The following is a 17,914-nucleotide window of genomic DNA, read 5'->3' as shown; positions in this document are numbered from 1 at the left end:
TTTTATAATGAGATGTAGCAGTAACTTTAGCTCACCCATTCCCTCTATATTCGTCAAATTTCTTTGGATGTATTGCAGTTGTTTTTTAATTGCTTTTCTTCTTTCTTTTCGTCGTGGCTTTCGCTGTGCCGGCTATGGTTAGGTATTCTTTCCAGGCTCGGTTTCGATATGTCCTCGGTTTTTTTTTACGGGTGACTTAATTTGATTGTGCAGAGCATCTATGATTTTTTCAGTATGTTCTCTTGCTTGATTTAATAGTCCTAAGTCTGTCGGATATTTAATGTCGGCTGGCGTACAGGTGGCATCTAATATTAATTTTCCTTGATTTTTGGGTCCACTTATTTCTGATGACTCTTTTTCGACGAGAACTCCTAGCACTTCGGTCTGCTCTTTGACCATTTTTTCCTTGATTTTATTGACTAGGTTGACACCTATTCTCTCCCTAAAATGAACGAACATGGATGAATCAAATGGTGCGGCATCACTATAGGTTGTCATGCCTATAAAGTATTGTAGGTATGGGTTTTCTCTTATTTGTTCTAGCGTTTCTTTGTCGCTGGTTCCTAGCCTTTCTTTAATTATTAATGCCCCCAATGCCATCCTAAATGATTTGGCAGGCGCTCCTGTAGATACTGTAAAATTTTCGGCATATTCATCTTCAAATTCTGACCACGGAATTATTTTTGCCATGATTACCCAACGATTATTCTCTGATAATTGCCCCTGTCCGTGAAGGTCAAAGTTGGAAGGTGGGGTTGGGGCCCTAGTCAACTTTTCGGTACATGAACGAAAGTGCTGCTGTGCATGGCTTTTGACTAATTTTAGCTCATAGTCTTACACGTTGTCAACGCCGAACGCGAGTCAAAGTCTTTTGAGGTAAGGGTTTTAGGCTTATTCAGCAAGCCCTAATTAATGTTTTACCTCCGATTTTAGAAAGGTACAGGAATTACGCATTATCAGGATGTAGCAAGATTTTGAGATTGCTGCACGACTAACGCTTGGCGATAAAAATACGTTACTTTTGCGTAATTACTGAAGGTAGATAAAAAAAATATCAACTAGGAGAAGACTGTAGAAAAAATTGCTAACTCACTTTGCACTCGCCAAAAAACACCCCACGTGGTATCAATATTCCAGTGATTTTGTGGCTGTGGAATTTGGCTAGTGCTAATTAAACGAGTCGCCTTCCCTTTACTGGTTTCTGAAGATTATCCGGCGCCATCGTCCCACAAAGATTTTGAAACGCTCGAGCAGTGGCGGTTTGGGATAGCCGTAATACAGATCCCAAGGGTGAAAGCCAATCAGTTGGGGTCTACCAGTATTTAGGAATGAACTAATGTCTTTTCTGGCGAGGTAGCGATCGCGAATCTGTCGCAGTTGCTCTCCCCATACATTAACATGAAAAACAGTCCATTCCGGCGTTTCCCAACGAACTAACATATATCGCTGATTCTTTTCCAAAAAACTCTCGATCGCGGCCTCATTAGCAAATCGAAGACTTTCTTTAGTGTACAGAGCATTTTTTGCTACAGCACCGTCGAAATTTTTACCCACATAGCTATCAATTACCTCTATCCATTCAGTCCCTCGGAAAATTGAAAAATTGTTGCTGAACTTCTGAGTTTTTGAGTAACCAGGCTCTAGCGACTGCATATCTGGCGAAGGAAAAGAACCTGTAAACCCAAAGCAGTTGTATTTTTGAACTGTTTGCATTACCTCATCCAGCCAATTCTCGTGACCCTTGCGATAGGGCAGAGTATCGAGTTTAGCGAGTAAAACCCAATCTGTTTTAGCCGCCTCGATCGCCACGCGTATACCCTCTGCATCTGTCTCGCCCACCGATCTCCCGCGCAAGTCTACATACACGAGCTCGTCAATCAGCCCTTCAGCCAAAAGTTCCTGATAAATCGGGGGCGGTTTATCAGCAGGCGACACAGCGAAAATTACTTGTTTTGGCCGCCCCCCCAGAAAAGATAGCCAGTCTTCAAGCACTTCGCGCACCATAATCTGACTGGTACTGAAAGTGCAGAAGGTAAGATTGTTAAAAATAGATTGATTCATTACTTCACCTTAATCATTGGCTACCGCAACGCTATTCGATCGGCAATTGCTGTTTTTCCTAGGTCATAGACCAGCAACAGTCACAGCTAGTCTTAGCTGATCTTAGTATAGACTTACAAATAGTATTTAGCTATAGCAGCAAGCTATTGAAATAGACAGATGGTTGTCTGTGCTTTACGCTCAATATAAATATCTGCTCGATCGCACCTGAATCCAGGCATCTGGGCGCTCGCACTGCGGGATCATAAGGGCAACAAAATTTCAAACTCGGTGCCAATTCCCAACTCCGATCGCATTCTGAACGCACCGCCGTGTTTGCCCGTCACAATTTGATAGCTAACTGCTAAACTGGTTTCTTTGAGGGCGCGTTTTTCAGTAGAGAATGATTCTATGATTTTTTTGTACTTGCTAGGTGACATTCCTGGCCCGTTATCTGATATGCAAATCGAAACCCAGCGAACATGAAGTTTGTCTAAATCCGGCGCAGGTTCGGGGCAGCAGACTTGAGTTGTGATTTCAATTTTAGGCTGGCGATCGGCGTCTCTGAGTCCTCCACCTTTGAACTCTTTCGCCAATTCTTGACCGACTGCTTCGTTAATTAATGTATGAATAGCATTGGTCAATATATTCATAAATACTTGGTTTAGCTGTCCTGCATAGCATGGGACTGGTGGCAGGTAGCCGTAGTTTTTCACTACTTGGATTTCCCTGGTCAAACGACTTTTGAGCAGCAAAAGTATGCTGTCTATGTTGGCGTGCAAGTCGGTGGGTTTGGGATAAATATCGTCGATGTGGCAGAAGTTTTGCAAGCTGGTTGCCAACTTGCTCAAACGTTCTGCTCCTGATTTGATGCTGGCAACAGTTCGGAGGAAATCGTTTTGCAAAAAGTCATAGTCGATCTCTTCTTTGAGCCGTGCTATTTCCGGCGGGGGGTTGGTACAGTATGCGTCGTAAACTGAGAGCAATTCCATCAAGTTTTTGCTGTAGTCGCTGACGTAGGTTAAATTCCCCCAGATAAAGCCTACCGGATCTAAAATTTCGTGGGCGACTCCGTTGACTAAACGCCCTAAACTAGCCATTTTTTCGCTTTGAATCATTTGAGTTTGGGCTCTTTCGTAGCGGACTTGAGTTTCGATGCCGCGAATTTGCCAGTAGGCGATGTTTAGCGCGTGAGGGTCTAAGAGGCGGTAAGATTGGGAGTCTATTTGGACGACGATTGGTTCTGACTGCAATTCGGGCGATCGACGCAGAGCTTGTGGGGCTGCTGCCAAAATGGTTGTACTCTCTGCAACCAATAATATTTCGACGCGAGCGTAACTGTAGAGAACTTTTAGCGGCAGGTGCAAAAATAGCTCGGGGCCTTGGGGTTTGAGCAAATATTCCAGCAGTTGCCTGCGGGATATCATGCCCGCAAACTCTCCTGCTTCCATCAAGACGACTCCCGGCACTAGGGGATGCTGTTCAAACATTTCGGCAACTGCCACGGCCAAGCAGCTCGATTTAACCTGAAAGTCATACAGGGGCAAATCCCAGAGGGTAGACTCTAGCGAAAGGTCTTGATGGCTGCCTTCGGAGAGTGAAGGGCCAATGAGTTTGGAACTGAATTTATTTGCCACTGGAACTTTTAGTTGCCGAAATGCTGGGAAAGTGAAATGAGAACCTACTACTAAGCTACCCTATCATTTCACCGCAGGAGCGAACAACCGAGAATATTCTTAACTTAATCATGTTGTGCCAACTATAGGCAGGAGAATTTCAAATTCAGTATTCTTACCTGGTTGGGATCGCATTCTCAATTGGCCGCCGTGCTTTTCTGTGACGATTTGATTGCAGATAGCCAGCCCCATACCGGTGCCTTTGCCTGCTGGTTTAGTGGTAAAAAAGGTGTCAAATATCTGCTGGTGATTTTCTGGGGGAATGCCGGGCCCGTTATCGGCAATGCAAATTGCGGCCCGCTTGCCGTGTTCGGTTTCTATAACTTTAGTGGTAATTTCGATTTGGGGCTGCCAGTTGTCCCCGCACTGGGCCTGTATTTCTCGATCGGCTGCATACTCTGTCAGGGCGTCTAGAGCATTAACTAACAAATTCAAAAACACCTGACTCAACTGACCGGAGTAGCCGCTAACTAGCGGCAGTTCGCCGTAATTTTTAACTACTTCTATGCTGTTTTTAAAGCGGTTTTTCAAAATTAACAGCGTCATCTCTACGCATTCGTGAATATCTGTCTCCACTGGTTTTGTCTCGTCCATGTGAGAGAAGTGGTGCAGCCCGTTAACTATTTTTAGCAATTGCGAGGCTCCCAACTCCATCCCTTCTAAGGTGATCGGCAAATCTTCTTGTAAAAAATCAAATTCAATTTCTTTTTTAAAGGCATCAATTCGGGGACACGGTGCGGAATATTCTTCTTCATAAATCGACATGAGCTGAAGCAAGTGTTCAAAATAGGACAGCAGAAAAGTTAAATTTCCCCAAATGCAGTTCAGCGGATTTCTGATTTCGTGGGCTACTTCTGCTACAATCCTCCCCAAACTAGCCATTTTTTCTGTTTGGATGAGTTTGGCTTGGGTTTGTTTGTGGAGTAATTTATTTGTTAATTCGTGAATTCTTGATTGAGCGACCATTAATTGGTGTACGTCTAACAGCTTGTAGGTCTGGGGGGCTATTTCTACTACTACTGGTTCGTAAATTAATTCTGCCGATCTGTAAAGACATTCCTGGGCGGCTTCTACTATTAATTTACTGGCGGGAAGTACGAGTTCTTCTGGCTTGGCAAACTTGTACAGCACCTCTATTGGTCGCTTGAAAAACATTTCTACTCCGTAGCGGCAGTTAACTTTTTCAAAAAATAGACGCCTGGATATGATGCCGACAAAATTACCCCCATTTGTCAAAATGACGCCGGGAAGCATGGAATTTTCTTCAAAAGCCTGGGCTACTTCTTTTGCCTGTTGAGTTAATTCAATTTGGCAGTTGGAGAGTGGCAGGTCTAGGAGAGTTGATTCTAAGGAGATGTTCCAAGTACAAAATTCAGGTATATGCAACACTGATAACTCCGAGCTAGTCTCACGCACAGCAAACATAGATGAAACCCCTGTTAAATGTTGTATTGATGGATAACTTAAGTTGCTATTAATTGGTAACGGGTAATTGGTAGCGGGTAGTTGCTAATTTGTCAAATTACAACAGCGCCCGATGGGAAAACCCGATCGCAGTAGCATTGTCTGCTAAAGATTTTGTTTCTAAGTTAATATTAAACGATCGAAGCTTTTGTGGAACTTACGGATCTCTGCTGTAAACTTTTTACCATGATATACCTGCGATCGCGTGTTTTCCGCAAATTTTTAATATTTATAACTAATTATGGTGATAATTTATACCATTTTTCCAGTGATAGAAGGGAATTGGAGAACCGCGAGCGGCTGATCGGTGAATATACGGCGATCCTTTGAGGGTTCGAGGGCCCGGATCGGCCATCGTCCAAGGGGCTGGCAGGCTCCAACTGTCAAGACTGGGGCCCAGACCAAAGGAAGTTCGGCAACGGATTCTCTTTCTTCGGATGTAACCGAATGTAACGGATGGAAGGCTTTAGTTATTCAGGAGAGAAGGAACAAGCAATCTTCCGCAACGGTTTGTGGAATTAAGAACATCCCAACAGTCGGCCGCGGTTGCTATACCCCTCAAAAGAAATGCAACTTTAGGCAAGTTCCGAACCTCGATAGTCATCAGTTTTTTGCAATCTGCAATCTGCAATCTGCAATCTGCAATCGTCTTAGGGTTCCACCTCCGGCCAGAGGCGTTCTAGCTGATACCGCCAAGCCGCGAGAGTGTTTTCGCGAGACTCTCGCCCTAGTTCCATTTCACCCATCAATCCCTCTGCGTAGAAACGGTCTAAAGTCTGAAGGGTAGTTTCCACAGACTGTCCCTGCATCTTCGCAGCTTTGATGATTTGACGGATGCGGCTTTCTATCAAACCGCCGAAAAAGTCGGACAAACCTCGCTCTTGCAAAGCCAGCAGTCTGGCAACGGCGGCTGAGAAATCGGCGGCCGCGAGTGTGGCACAACTGTGCTGAAATACTCCCCACAAAATGTTTTGATGTAAGGCGTAGCGAGTTTCCAGGGTGGTGTCAAAGTTAGCTTCTAGGAGTCGATCGAGAAATGGTTGAGCTTCCTGGGCATCGGCGATCGGCAGCAAAATCCGCAGCCAACTCCCGTCTTCTGAAAGGAGGACTAACAGGCGAAAATTGGGGGTCTCTACTTGCCAAGAAGTGGCGGCAGGCATCTCAACAGTGTCACCAAATAAGTCTTTGAGGCTATTGCTAATTTCTTCGGGAGTCATGATGATTTTAGATTTTAGATTTTAGATTAGTCAGCACTGCGCTCTCAAATCTCAAATTGAGTTAGGGTAGCCAGCGGGGGTGGTAGCCGGCAAAGGGAAGTTCCTCTGGCTGTAGTTTTGCGGGAGAACCGTCTGCAGGTATTTCTACTAAGGGTAGCAGCCAGAGGCGGCTGGTGGCGATCGACTGTCCGCTATCGTTGCGGGGACTGTCTGCTACTGAGGGAGTTGCTGCTGTGACTGATTGGTCGAAAATTAATGCCAGCCCGTCGGGAGATAAACTGATTTGGGTATCTAATTGGTTGGGCAAAATCAGCAGCGGTTTGATGGTTCCTACCAAACGAGTACCCTCTTTTTTGAGGTCGATGGTGGCGATGAAAGGCTGTTCTTTGTAGCTTTCTGTTTTGAGGCGTTGGGCTAAGAAACAGTAGAGACGCTGAACTTGGTTGTCTTGGTTTTTGCGGGGGTCGAAATAAACGGCCATAATGCTGCCGGGAATACGCAATATTTCTTGTTCTACACCTTGGTTATCTAAGATGAAAAGCGATCGAGTAAAGTCGCTGTTGTATTTAACATAGGCGGCGGCGGAGTTGTCGCGGGCCATGCCCAATACTTGTTCGTATTTTGGCAAAAATTCTACTGGGTCTGCTTCCGGTTTGAGGGGGACGATCGCTAATCCTTGTTTTTGAGATATTACCATCGATTTGCTGTCGGGGCGAATCATAAAATCTCCGCCTTGTTCATTTTCCAAGCGTCGGGGCGCCACTTTTTCTTCCACAATCCAAGGACTGAAATCGCCGGGATTGCTGCGGTTGACGCGCTGGACAACTATGATTTTTCCATCGGCTGAGAGGTCGAATTTGAGGTTTTGGTAATCTTTGGAGTCTAATATTTTGTCGATTCTACCGACTGGGTATTTTTGTTTAGTTCCTGAACCCGATTGGGGGTTGAGGCCGGTGGTGACTGTGAATAGTTCTTGATTTAGGGTGCCGCGAGTACGGGCGATCGATCGATCTGTGGCGGAGAATAAAATGCGATCGCTCTCAGCATACGGTTTAAAATCGGTAACGACTAAATCTTTGGGAGTCAGCGGTATGGGTTTCGAGTCGCTGCTGGTGAGATTGACTAGCATTAATCTGCTTTCTGTTTCGCCTTGGACGCCGATGTAAGCAAAAGCTCGATCGCGGCTGCGAAAGGAACTGCTAAACGGTTGCATTGGCGTTCCTTTATTTTGGTTGTTTTCTCCGAAATACTTGTCGGTTGCTCCGGCGAGTTTGACTGTGTAGGTAACGCCGTAGGGTGCTGGATCTTGGAGGGTGTAAGCCATGCGTCTTCCCGCCCAGCTAAATTTACCGGGGAGGGGGGGTTCTAGCTTTAAGTTTTCCTCGACGGTGGAGTGGTTCATCGGTCGAAAGAATGTGAGGATAAAGCCAGTATCTTCGGCGCCGATTTGTTTGTTTTCCCAGGTAAATTCTCGCACTCTGGGTGCTGTGCGATCGCCGCTCAGCAGCAGCAGTCCGATTAAGACGCTCAGCACTAGCATGAGGAAGATGGCCGTGCGGTCGATCGGCTGTTTGAATGGCCCAATAGCGAAGCGTGAAGGATTAATTTTTTTCTTAAAAATACTCACAAATCTTTCTCTCCTACTTTCTGCTGAAAATTCACTCCCAAATTTTCCCTCTTAATTTTTACACTTATGGGCCCATTCCTAACACTCACCCAGCCATTTTTTTACCACAGTAAATGGCTGCAACGAGTTATTTTCCGTAACAAACCTAGTTTTTGAAACTTGTGGTGCCTCCAGGACTGAATGAAACTTAATATCTTAATTAGGTGGGACACGCTGCAGTTTCAACAGGTTTGTTTACTGAAACAGTTGATTGATGGGGATTAAATCCATCGGTGATATTTTATCGATCGGCAGACCCAAACCAAAAGCGACTCTACACCAAAGTAGACTTGCCAGCACCCCTACAAACAGTGCTGTGAATTGCATATCCTGCCAAAAACAAGTTAGTCCTTCTTTCCACAAACCGTAGTTAATTACTGCATAGGTAGGAAGGTCGCCGAGAGCTACAGCAATCACGGCACCTAAATTACCTTTTAAGTGGTATCCCAGCGGTATACTTATACATAGATTCACCAAAGTCAGCAGATTGGCCATAGCTGGGTACTGAGACTTTCCTACGGCTAACAGACAACCACCCATCATACTCGAGATGGTGGTGTGCCAAATACCTAAAGCCAAGATAGGCATCATCCAAGATGCCGCCGCATACTCTTTTCTGTACAGTGTTAAAATTAACTGATCTCCGAAGCTCACAAAAATTGCTAAACCTACGGCTAACGGTATTAGAATTAGCTGGCGGTTGTTAAGTATCTTCGCGCGCAACTCCTCCCGCGGCAACTCTGCCAGCATAGAAATCGAGGGAAAAATCACCCTGCCGCTAAGGGCCATGATGACCTGGCGCGGCATATCGCCGAGAGTAAAAGCGATGCCATAAATCCCCAACATTGTTAAAGTAAAGATTTTCCCAAGGATGAGTCGATCGGCTTGAGAACACAAGAAAAACAAAGCCGTAGACAAAAATATCCATTTCCCATAAGAAAATATTTCTTTAGCTGCTTCTTTATCCCAAGCAAAGCGGTTTGACTTGCCGGGAATCAAAAAATGGCTCCATACTACCTCGATTAAAGCTGAAGTAAAGCCGCCTGCAACGATCGCCCCGATGCTGCGATCGAACCATGCCCAGACAATCATCACTGTAGTAGAAACAATCTGTATGACCAACTCAAAAATTACTACTTTCTTCACTGACATTTTGCGTTCTAGGCTGGCAGTGGCAGTGGATTTAAACCCTCCTATTAGGGAATTTATACCTATTACGGGAATCAACCACAGGAGACGGGGCTCTCCATAAAAACTCGCAACGGGCTGGGTAATTATAAGTAAACCAATCCAAATCAAAAAGCTGCGAATAACTTGCAGTGTCCAAGCGGTGTTGAGAAATTGAGGATCTTCCCCCCGTTTGTTCTGGATAATACTTGGGCCCAAACCTATGTCTGTAAATAAGTTGATCCCTGTTATAAAAACGTAAGCTAGACCTACCAGACCAAATAGTTCGGGCAAAAGCAGACGCGTCAGGATTAAGTTGCTGCCAAATCGGATAATTTGACTGCTTCCATAGCTGGCGATCGTCCAGGCTGCACCTTTGATAGCTAATTTTTTTTTGGATGACATATACTCAGAATTTATTTCGTCATTACGAGTGTAGTTGCTGAATTTGCTATTGGCAACTGCTATAGGATGCTGCTACCACTTTTATACCTGACTGTACAGTATCTTAATTTGTATACGGAGGAGGCGTCTGGAGTGTCCATCTCGCAATCAAGATAAAATTTAATCTCATACTTACTCCCTATCTAATAATCATAAGGGTTTTTTGGTTCAGGAATTTGTTTGAGGGAGGAGGCTTGAATGATTAATTTGCGCTTGCCTTGGAGTTCTTCTACGATCGTTTCTCCTTCTATTTCTAGCCAACTGTCTGGGGCAAAGGTGGTGCGACTTTGACCGATCGCTAATTTTACTGGCAACCCGATCGGATAGGCGTCTGCCGCGCAGCAGGTAATGATAAAACGCCCGATCCACATATATTGTTCTCCTAGGTTCGGGGGATGAATTACAAATCCTTGAACTTTGACTTTTTGACCTCTGTATGTATCCGGTTCGGGGTTGAAATTTAACAGTCGCACCCATTCGACGAGCGATCGCTTTTCTGGTTTTGTAGTATTGCGAAATTCTTGGGGTTGCAGTCTGGTGATGGGCAGGGATTCGGTGAGGCCTCGTTCTAATGCTGTCTGGCTGGTAAATGTGCGTGGCGTTGTTAGTAAACCTATTAATGCGACGCTCAACATTAAGGTGCTGCCGATACTGGGGGGAAACAAAGTAACGTGTTCAACTTCTGTAATTCTGAGAGAGTTATTTGCTGGTGATGTCCGCGATTGCTTTGTGGTGCGATCGAGTTTTACGAGTTCCCAAGTTTTTAACCCGCCAATCACCATTAAGCCGATACCTCCTGCTAAAGTCAAGCCAAAGTAATTGGGGTGAATGAGAATGCTTAACTTGCCGGTGATCCAATATTTAAGAAGCAGTATTCCCCAGGCTAAAATAGCTAGGGCGTCCAGCCAGGGGCTAATTTTTTTAAGATTCATTTTTTAAGAGTGATTGCGAAGGAAGAGGGAAGAAGGACAAGAAAAAAAGCCTATCCGTATATCCGTGACTTCCGTGTCGGGGAGCAAGGTAATTGAAAATCGCCAAGCGAAAATCGTATTACTTCTCTGTTTGAGCTAATTTATTAACCTAAATGCAAGTTGACAGCGAGGGTCATTAAAAAGGTTAACTGAGCTGCCAAGACAATTAAGTAAACTACGGCTCGACTTTTAAAAATTGACAGCATTAAACCGATACCTTTGAGGTCAATCATCGGGCCGAAAACGAGAAATGCTAACAGCGAACCGCTGGTAAATGTGGAAGCAAAAGACAGGGCAAAAAAGGCATCTACTGTAGAACAAATCGATACGACAGCGGCTAATAGCAGCATGGCGAGGATCGAGGAAACCGGGCCTTGACCGAGGTTGAGAATTAGTTCGCGGGGTGCGCCAACTTGAATGATGGCTGCGATCGCACTTCCGATTACCAACACTCCTCCCAATTCGCGCAACTCCTGTACCATAGTATCTAAAAGCAGGCGCAAACGCTCTTTAGAAACGCGGTGGAACATGGATGAACCTTTCGAGGTTTTTTCTGTTTTGCCTGTTTGTAATGGCTTCCAGTCGTCTTTTAGCAAAGATTCGATCGGCACCGCCCCCCCCGGCTGACCTAGCATAAATGTTCCCGACTGCAACAGCAGCGGAGTGTTAGCTTGGACGAGTTCTTTGTCGGAAAACTCTGGTTTTGGCAGGGGGATTGCGCGGGCTACAGAGGGTTGCAGCAGAGGCCGCAAGTCTTTTTGGGCGCTGAACACCCAGCCGATAATTGTGGCTATAGACAGAGAAAATACCACCCGCAAAACTACAATTTCTGGCTGATCCCGAAATGCCGTCCAAGTAGCCCAAATTACCACGGGATTGATGGTGGGGGCCGCAAGCAAAAAGCCGATCGCGGCTGGTGCGGGTACTCCCTGCATCAGTAACCTGCGGGCTACGGGCACGTTACCGCACTCGCACACGGGAAACAAAAAGCCGATCGAACTGCCCATCAAAGCCCCCAGCAGCGGGTTTCGCGGGATGCGCGATACGAGTTTGCGTTCGTCTACAAATCCCAGCAGCAAACCTGAAAATAAAACTCCGAGCAGCAGAAAAGGTATTGCCTCTACTAACAAGCTGAGAAAAAGGGTAAAAGCATTGTTTAACTGATTCGTTAGGCCGGGTTGCATCGATCACCTACTGGTAGATTGCTATTTAGTTATACGTCTTTGGTAGAACTCCGTGTAGATCATACCAAAGCATAGCACTAAGTTAAGAGCCAGTTAATTTTTTTTATTTTTTTTCTTAATTTTTTAGATATTCTCATTTAATTAATGCCGATCCCTTGAAGTATTTGAACTGGTTAAACTTGTTTGAATTTGACTGAATTTTTATTCATGTTCGCCTCGTACTGCCAATCAATAATTGACCGAAAGTATCCAGGATACAAGCCCCCGCATTCATCCGTCCAGAAATAAAAAACCTGTATCCGATGAAACTTCCCCCCCGACTCGGTCCGTGGGGTCAATGCTTTAATTCTTTAATCTCAAATCTCAAATCTCAAATCTCAAATCTCAAATCGATTGACTCTGACAACCGTAGCCGATTTGAGGGATTTTTCGGTTAACAATAATTGATTCTAGAACAAATGCCAAAGCAGATTTTGCAGATTGCGGGCGAGGCTAAATTTTTTATATAACGATCGCTACAAAATAGGTTTGTAGCGATGACTTTAGTCCTCACTACAAACCTATGACGCACTGGCAGGTGTGCCGCTGGCTGACCGTTACGGGGGTTGCGAGTACCGGATCGGGGATATGGGATGACATGGGCTCAAATGCCTTAGCACGGGCGAGGGTTCCCAGCCATCGCGCTTAGCGAGCTAAAACTCAGGAAAGCGACCCCCCGAATTTCTGCTTTTAACTTGTCTGCTGACGGGGTGCATAGCGTCGTGGGCGATCGGGCAATTCCGATTTTTCTCTATTGTCAACTAATTATATTTCTCAGTAGAATAATTATTAACAAAAGGTTAAGACGATAACTTAAGGTTAATAAATAGTTAAATAGTCGAACCAAGCGTTAATACCGCTCAAGTCAGTATAAAATAAAGTCAGGTATAATTACCAGGGCGCATTTATCTCGGCGATCCTTAATCTTGCCCCATTCTTTAAGTGGTAAAATTTTAGTTACTACAATCAGTTTTTTGTGTAATTTAAAATGCAGCTTGCCAGGGGGATGCCGGTCAAAGCACTCAGCAACTTACCCGCTGACCTTTGGTAGCTGAATGTCTGCTGGCAAATAGAACCCCAAAAAAGCGTGATGATGAATTTATGCTAAATACCTCCTGCGTAGAAAGACCAGCCCAAGCAATGTCCCAGGCTTCCATCGGAGAACTTTGTTTAGACTCTACTCTCCAACAATTGTCGCTTTACGATTTTCAGGTAGAAGCTACGGATTGGGGAATGCGAATTTCTCAGATGTTAGAAGCTAATCCGCTGTTACCGGGAGTCATTGTGACCCATCAAGGTGAATTTGCCGGTATGATTTCCCGGCGGAGATTTTTAGAATTTATCAGCCGTCCTTTTGGGCGAGAATTATTTTTAAAGCGACCAGTGAGGGCTTTGTACCGCTTTGCCGAAACTGAGAGTTTAATTTTTCCCAGCAATACTTTAATCGTGGATGCAGCCAGGAAGTCGCTGTTGCGATCGAAAGAACTGCTTTACGAACCGATTGTAGTTCAAGTGTCGCCTCAAACTTATAGTTTGCTAGACGTGCACGAACTGTTAGTAGCCCAATCCAACATTCACGAACTAGCAACAAAATTGCTGAGGCAGCAAACTCAATCTCAACTAATTCAAACCGAAAAACTAGCGAGTTTGGGACAGATGGTAGCTGGAGTCGCCCACGAAATTAGAAATCCCGTCACCTGCATCAGCGGAAATCTCGGCTTTTTGTCCAACTACTCGAAAGACATCATGGAGTTGCTGTCTGCTTACGAACACATTGTGAGTGACAGCGAAAAAATTGACCAACTCAAAAAACACATAGAATTTGATTTCTTGCAAGACGATTGGGTGGAAATTCTCAAAAGTATGAAAGTTTCATCGCAGAGGCTGACCGAACTCGTCACCAGCCTGCACACCTTTTCTCACATGGACGAAACCCACTTGAAACAAGCTAACATCCACGAATGTATTGACAGTACGCTGCTAATTATGAAAAACCGTCTGAAGTACGGGTTTAAAGTAGTTAAAAACTATGGGGATTTGCCTTTGGTTAAGTGTTACTCTGGTCAGTTGAGCCAGGTATTTATGAATATCATCAGCAATGCGATCGACGCTTTGGAAGAGGTAAAAGCAGAAAAAGATTTTATGCCTGCGATTACTATTGAAACCGAGGTAATAGACAGTTCTGACGGAGACTGCGTGAATTCGGAATTAATTCAAAATTATGTTAGGGGCGATGGCGTCCCGCCCCGCAAGCTACGACAAAATGCAAAACAGCTATCATCCGCCAGCCAAAAGGGCGACTTCTGCCCAGAAGCAGCGGAAAAAAATCAAAATAACGCTTGGATAGCCATCCGAATTGCCGATAACGGGCCGGGAATTCCGCCAGAAATTCAGCGGCGGATTTTTGAGACATTTTTCACCACTAAACCTGCGGGGAAAGGTACCGGTTTGGGATTGGCAATTACCTATCAAATTGTTACGGAAAAGCATAAAGGCAAGTTAAATTTGCATTCTACGCCCGGTACAGGTACTGAATTTGAAATTTTGTTGCCATTGATTTGAAGGAATAAGTCATATCAAATCTCTCTTCTCTTTATCTGCGTGAATCAGCGTCAATCCCTTGTCCGGGGCGGTTCATAAATTATCTTTTTTTAACCGCAGATGAGAGCAGATTAACACCGATTAACGCAGATGAATTAGAGCTATTTCGGTTGCAGCATCGGTGATTCTTGACTGTTGATTGATGACTACTGACTACTGACTCTTTTTAAGCCCTTAGCTGAACTGGCATCACCAAGAATGTAGCATTGACTCCGCCCAAAGGCTGAAAAATTACAGGAGCAAGAGCACCGTTTAATTGCAGTTGAATTTCGGGGGATTGAGCAGTTTTCAAAATGTCTATTAAGTATTTCACGTTGAAAGCAATATCTATGCTATCTCCCGAAATCTGTGCGGGCATTGACTCTTTACCGCAGCCGACATCTTTAGCATCTACTGACAAAGTGATTTCCTGATTTTCCTCGTCGATGCTGCATTTGAGAATATTATTTTTTTGGTCTGCAAAAACGGCTATTCTTTCTACTGCGGCTAAGAACGATCGCCTTTCTAAGGTAATTTGCCGCTCAAAGGAGGGCGGAATCAACTGCCGGTATGCGGGATATTGCCCTTCCAAAGTGCGGGTGGTCAGCCGCTGGTCGGCCCATTCAAACACTACTTGACCTTGTTCAAAATGCAGGGTGACAGGTTCAGTCCACTGCCGCATCACCAGCATTCTTTCTACTTCCCGCAATGCTTTAGCGGGGACTGTCACCTCAAATTCTTCTTGGGTTTCTTCGCCTTCAGCTTTTTCATTGGCAGTTTGAACTACTGCCAATCTGTGGCCGTCTGTAGCTGCAAATTCCAGGCAATCTTGCAATACCTTTAAATGCACGCCTGCAAGTACCTGTTTTGCCTCGTCGGGGCTAGTAGCAAATAAAGTTCCTTTGAGTCCTTCTATCAAGGCTTCCGGCGGCAATTTGAGGATTGTTCCGGCTTCGATTGCAGGCAATTCTGGGAATTCTTCCGGGCCCATGCCTCTAACTTGGTAGCTGCCAGAACTGCAAGTGAGATATGCTACGGTGTCCCCCGCTTCGTCTTCTAAAGTAATCTCTCCTTCTGGGAGTCTCGAAACAATATCGTTAAGCAATTTAGCGGGTATGGTAAAACTGCCGCCGCCAGTCACTTCTGCTGCGAAGCTGGTACGAATGCCTAAACTGAGATCGAAAGCTGTCAAGCTAACCCGCTGATTTTCCTCATCCGCTACTAAGAGCACGTTGGCTAGTACCGGATGTGTCGGGCGGGAGGGAACGGCCCGACTTACCAACGAGAGGTTGGCGTTGAGGTCACTTTGGGTGCAAACCAATTTCATGGTAGGAAGGTTAATTAACCGGATTTGAAACAGAAACAAATCGTATCACAGAAAGCCGGCGGGTCTGTTTTTCTGTGTGTAGGGCTTAAGCATGGGGCTAGAAACCGGGTTTCTAGCCAAAATTTTGCCTGTAAAAACGAGAAATCTTCGTAGAAACCGGGTTTCTGAGGTTAGCGGGCGTCGCGAACTAGGTGTGTAGGGTGTGTAGGGATCGCCTGTTTTTTGTAATTTATTGATTTATTTTTGTATCGATCGCCCTGTGGAAACTGTGGAAAAAAAAGCTAACTGCTTGCTGGGCGTCACTTATAGGTAATAAATACCTGTGGAAAACTTGTGGAAAAGCTGGTGCGGTCGATCGCCCATTTTTGTGCAAAACCTGTTTCGGGCGATCGAGTAAAGTTTTCCACAAACAGAGGGCTCATTTTCCACAGGTTTTTCCACAGGCAAGATTGTCTATTATGGGGCATTGGGAATTGGGAATGGGAATTGTTGACGGCGTTGACTGTTGACTGTTGACGGCGTTGAGTGATGACAACTGACAACTGACAACTGACAACTGAGTCATTGGTGTGACAACTGAGTCATTGGTGTGACAACTGACAACTGACAACTGACAACCGACAACTAACAACTGACAACTGAGTCATTGGTGTGACAACTGACAACTGACAACTGACAACTGACAACTGACAACTGACAACTGACTTGTTCTCAAGCTTTGCGGCTGACAACATTAATTCGATCGCTCAACTGACGCAAAGTTTGAGCCAAATTCGGGTCAGTGTTCCGCAACTGAGCAATTTTGTCGCAACTGTAAAGCACAGTCGTGTGATCTTTGCCGCCGAACACTTCGCCAACTTTCGGCAAACTCAAACCAGTATGCTGCCGAATTAAATACATCCCTATTTGACGTGCGAGACTAATTTCTCGCCGGCGGGAAATTCCTTTCAAATCTTCAACAGAAACATCAAACTCCTCAGCCACAACTGCAATTACTGCATCTGGCGTTGCCTCTATGCTTTCAGTTTGCGGATTCAAAACCGGGGCGATATTTTCCACGGTCATCGGCAAACCAGTAATTGAAAGATATGCTACCGCCCGAATCAAAGCACCTTCCAATTCCCGAACGTTGGAAGTGTAACTAGAAGCAATGTATTCAATCACATCTCGCGGCAGCCGCATATTTTCATACTCGGCTTTTTTCTGCAAAATTGCCATCCGAGTTTCCAAGTCTGGCAATTGAATGTCGGCAATTAATCCCATCGAAAATCGGGAACACAAACGCTCTTGCAGGCGGGGGATTTGCTGTGGCGGACGGTCAGAAGCTAAAACTACTTGGTTTCCGGATTCGTGCAAAGTATTAAAAGTGTGAAAAAATTCTTCTTGAGTGTATTCTTTCCCTTCAATAAATTGGATGTCATCTATTAATAAAACATCGGCAGCCCGATAATGGTCGCGGAAAGTTTGCATACTGTCTTTGCGAATGGCGGCGATTAAATCGTTAGTAAATTTCTCAGTAGAAACGTAAAAAATCTTGGCGTTGGGGTCAATTTCCAAGCGATAATGACCGATCGCCTGCATCAAATGAGTTTTGCCCAAACCGACGCCACCGCACAAAAATAGGGGATTGAATTCTCGGCCCGGAGACTCGGCTACCGCGAGGGAGGCCGCGTGAGCCATGCGGTTGTTGGAACCGACGACAAAGCGGGAAAATAGGTATTTTGGGTTTAAATTGGCCGGTTTGGGGGGGTGAAGCGAGTGGCTTTCGGGGACATCGGCGGCGATTGGGGAGGGCCAAACCATCGTGGAGTCGCTGCTGCCGGCTGTTTCGTTTCCCCCGGCAATTGTCAAGTAAATGTCTACGGGATAGCCGAGAATTTCGTAGACAGCATCGGCAATGGTTTTGACGTAATATTTTTGCAACCAATTGCGAGCAAAGGGGTTGGGGGCGCTGACAATCAAACAGTTATTTTCGAGTTGTTCGGCGCGGGCAGTTTTGATCCACGTCTCAAAGCTAGGTCTGCTCAGTTGTACCTGGAGACGTTCAAGTATCTGATTCCACAGACTTTCGAGGGGAATGTCCACTGCTCACCTCTGCCGATCGGCATTCAAGATATTAATTCTACAGTCTAGAGAGTT

The 17,914-nt window shown here is 45.2% G+C and carries 14 protein-coding genes and 1 pseudogene; 2 read left to right on the top strand and 13 right to left on the bottom strand.

Going from position 1 to position 17,914, the window contains the following annotated elements; translation table 11 throughout:
- Positions 1–42: 42 nt before the first annotated feature.
- The 9 genes and pseudogenes from OSC7112_RS00065 to OSC7112_RS00025 form a co-directional block, all read right to left on the bottom strand.
- Positions 43–771, bottom strand: a pseudogene (locus OSC7112_RS00065) (transposase); the annotation flags it as partial.
- Between the two features lie 420 nt (positions 772–1,191).
- Positions 1,192–2,061, bottom strand: a complete 870-nt coding sequence (locus OSC7112_RS00060) for a hypothetical protein (RefSeq protein WP_150111460.1) — start codon at positions 2,059–2,061, stop codon at positions 1,192–1,194.
- Positions 2,062–2,303: 242 nt separating this feature from the next.
- The gene (locus tag OSC7112_RS00055) at positions 2,304–3,677 is read right to left on the bottom strand and encodes a sensor histidine kinase (RefSeq protein ID WP_015173997.1); all 1,374 of its coding nucleotides are present in this window, start codon (positions 3,675–3,677) and stop codon (positions 2,304–2,306) included.
- A 108-nt stretch (positions 3,678–3,785) separates the two neighbouring features.
- Positions 3,786–5,141, bottom strand: a complete 1,356-nt coding sequence (locus OSC7112_RS00050; protein WP_015173996.1) for an ATP-binding protein — start codon at positions 5,139–5,141, stop codon at positions 3,786–3,788.
- A 689-nt stretch (positions 5,142–5,830) separates the two neighbouring features.
- Complete coding sequence (locus tag OSC7112_RS00045) at positions 5,831–6,397, bottom strand: hypothetical protein (protein ID WP_015173995.1); 567 nt, start codon at positions 6,395–6,397, stop codon at positions 5,831–5,833.
- Between the two features lie 61 nt (positions 6,398–6,458).
- Positions 6,459–8,024 (bottom strand): hypothetical protein, encoded by a 1,566-nt coding sequence (locus tag OSC7112_RS00040; RefSeq protein WP_015173994.1) that lies wholly within the window; start codon positions 8,022–8,024, stop codon positions 6,459–6,461.
- A gap of 234 nt (positions 8,025–8,258) precedes the next feature.
- Positions 8,259–9,635 (bottom strand): oligosaccharide flippase family protein, encoded by a 1,377-nt coding sequence (locus OSC7112_RS00035; RefSeq protein ID WP_015173993.1) that lies wholly within the window; start codon positions 9,633–9,635, stop codon positions 8,259–8,261.
- A gap of 182 nt (positions 9,636–9,817) precedes the next feature.
- Positions 9,818–10,606 (bottom strand): TIGR03943 family putative permease subunit, encoded by a 789-nt coding sequence (locus OSC7112_RS00030; protein WP_015173992.1) that lies wholly within the window; start codon positions 10,604–10,606, stop codon positions 9,818–9,820.
- Positions 10,607–10,749: 143 nt separating this feature from the next.
- Complete coding sequence (locus OSC7112_RS00025; protein WP_015173991.1) at positions 10,750–11,829, bottom strand: permease; 1,080 nt, start codon at positions 11,827–11,829, stop codon at positions 10,750–10,752.
- 562 nt (positions 11,830–12,391) lie between these two features.
- Here OSC7112_RS00025 and OSC7112_RS41535 point away from each other — a divergent pair.
- A complete protein-coding gene (locus OSC7112_RS41535) occupies positions 12,392–12,517 on the top strand; it encodes a hypothetical protein (protein ID WP_263053569.1) in 126 nt (41 codons plus the stop codon).
- Positions 12,518–12,969: 452 nt separating this feature from the next.
- On the top strand, positions 12,970–14,430 hold the full coding sequence (locus OSC7112_RS00020) for a sensor histidine kinase (RefSeq protein ID WP_015173990.1): 1,461 nt from the start codon (positions 12,970–12,972) through the stop codon (positions 14,428–14,430).
- 205 nt (positions 14,431–14,635) lie between these two features.
- Here the strand turns inward: OSC7112_RS00020 and dnaN are convergent, their stop codons facing one another.
- The 4 genes from dnaN to dnaA all read right to left on the bottom strand — a co-directional run bounded on the left by dnaN (position 14,636) and on the right by dnaA (position 17,860).
- Complete coding sequence (gene dnaN / locus OSC7112_RS00015; protein ID WP_015173989.1) at positions 14,636–15,775, bottom strand: DNA polymerase III subunit beta; 1,140 nt, start codon at positions 15,773–15,775, stop codon at positions 14,636–14,638.
- 299 nt (positions 15,776–16,074) lie between these two features.
- Complete coding sequence (locus tag OSC7112_RS41530) at positions 16,075–16,197, bottom strand: hypothetical protein (protein WP_263053568.1); 123 nt, start codon at positions 16,195–16,197, stop codon at positions 16,075–16,077.
- Positions 16,194–16,340: a hypothetical protein gene (locus OSC7112_RS39145; RefSeq protein ID WP_190274303.1), complete on the bottom strand. Its 147-nt coding sequence runs from the start codon at positions 16,338–16,340 to the stop codon at positions 16,194–16,196. Before OSC7112_RS39145 ends, OSC7112_RS41530 begins: the two co-directional genes overlap by 4 nt.
- 146 nt (positions 16,341–16,486) lie before the next feature.
- Entirely contained in the window at positions 16,487–17,860 is a 1,374-nt protein-coding gene (gene dnaA, locus OSC7112_RS00010) for a chromosomal replication initiator protein DnaA (RefSeq protein WP_015173988.1), read from the bottom strand.
- Positions 17,861–17,914: the final 54 nt, after the last annotated feature.

It is taken from the genome of Oscillatoria nigro-viridis PCC 7112, from assembly GCF_000317475.1.
Taxonomy (GTDB): domain Bacteria; phylum Cyanobacteriota; class Cyanobacteriia; order Cyanobacteriales; family Microcoleaceae; genus Microcoleus; species Microcoleus nigroviridis.
The sequence above is the reverse complement of the archived record's forward strand: the minus strand, read 5'-3'. Positions and strand labels throughout refer to the sequence as shown.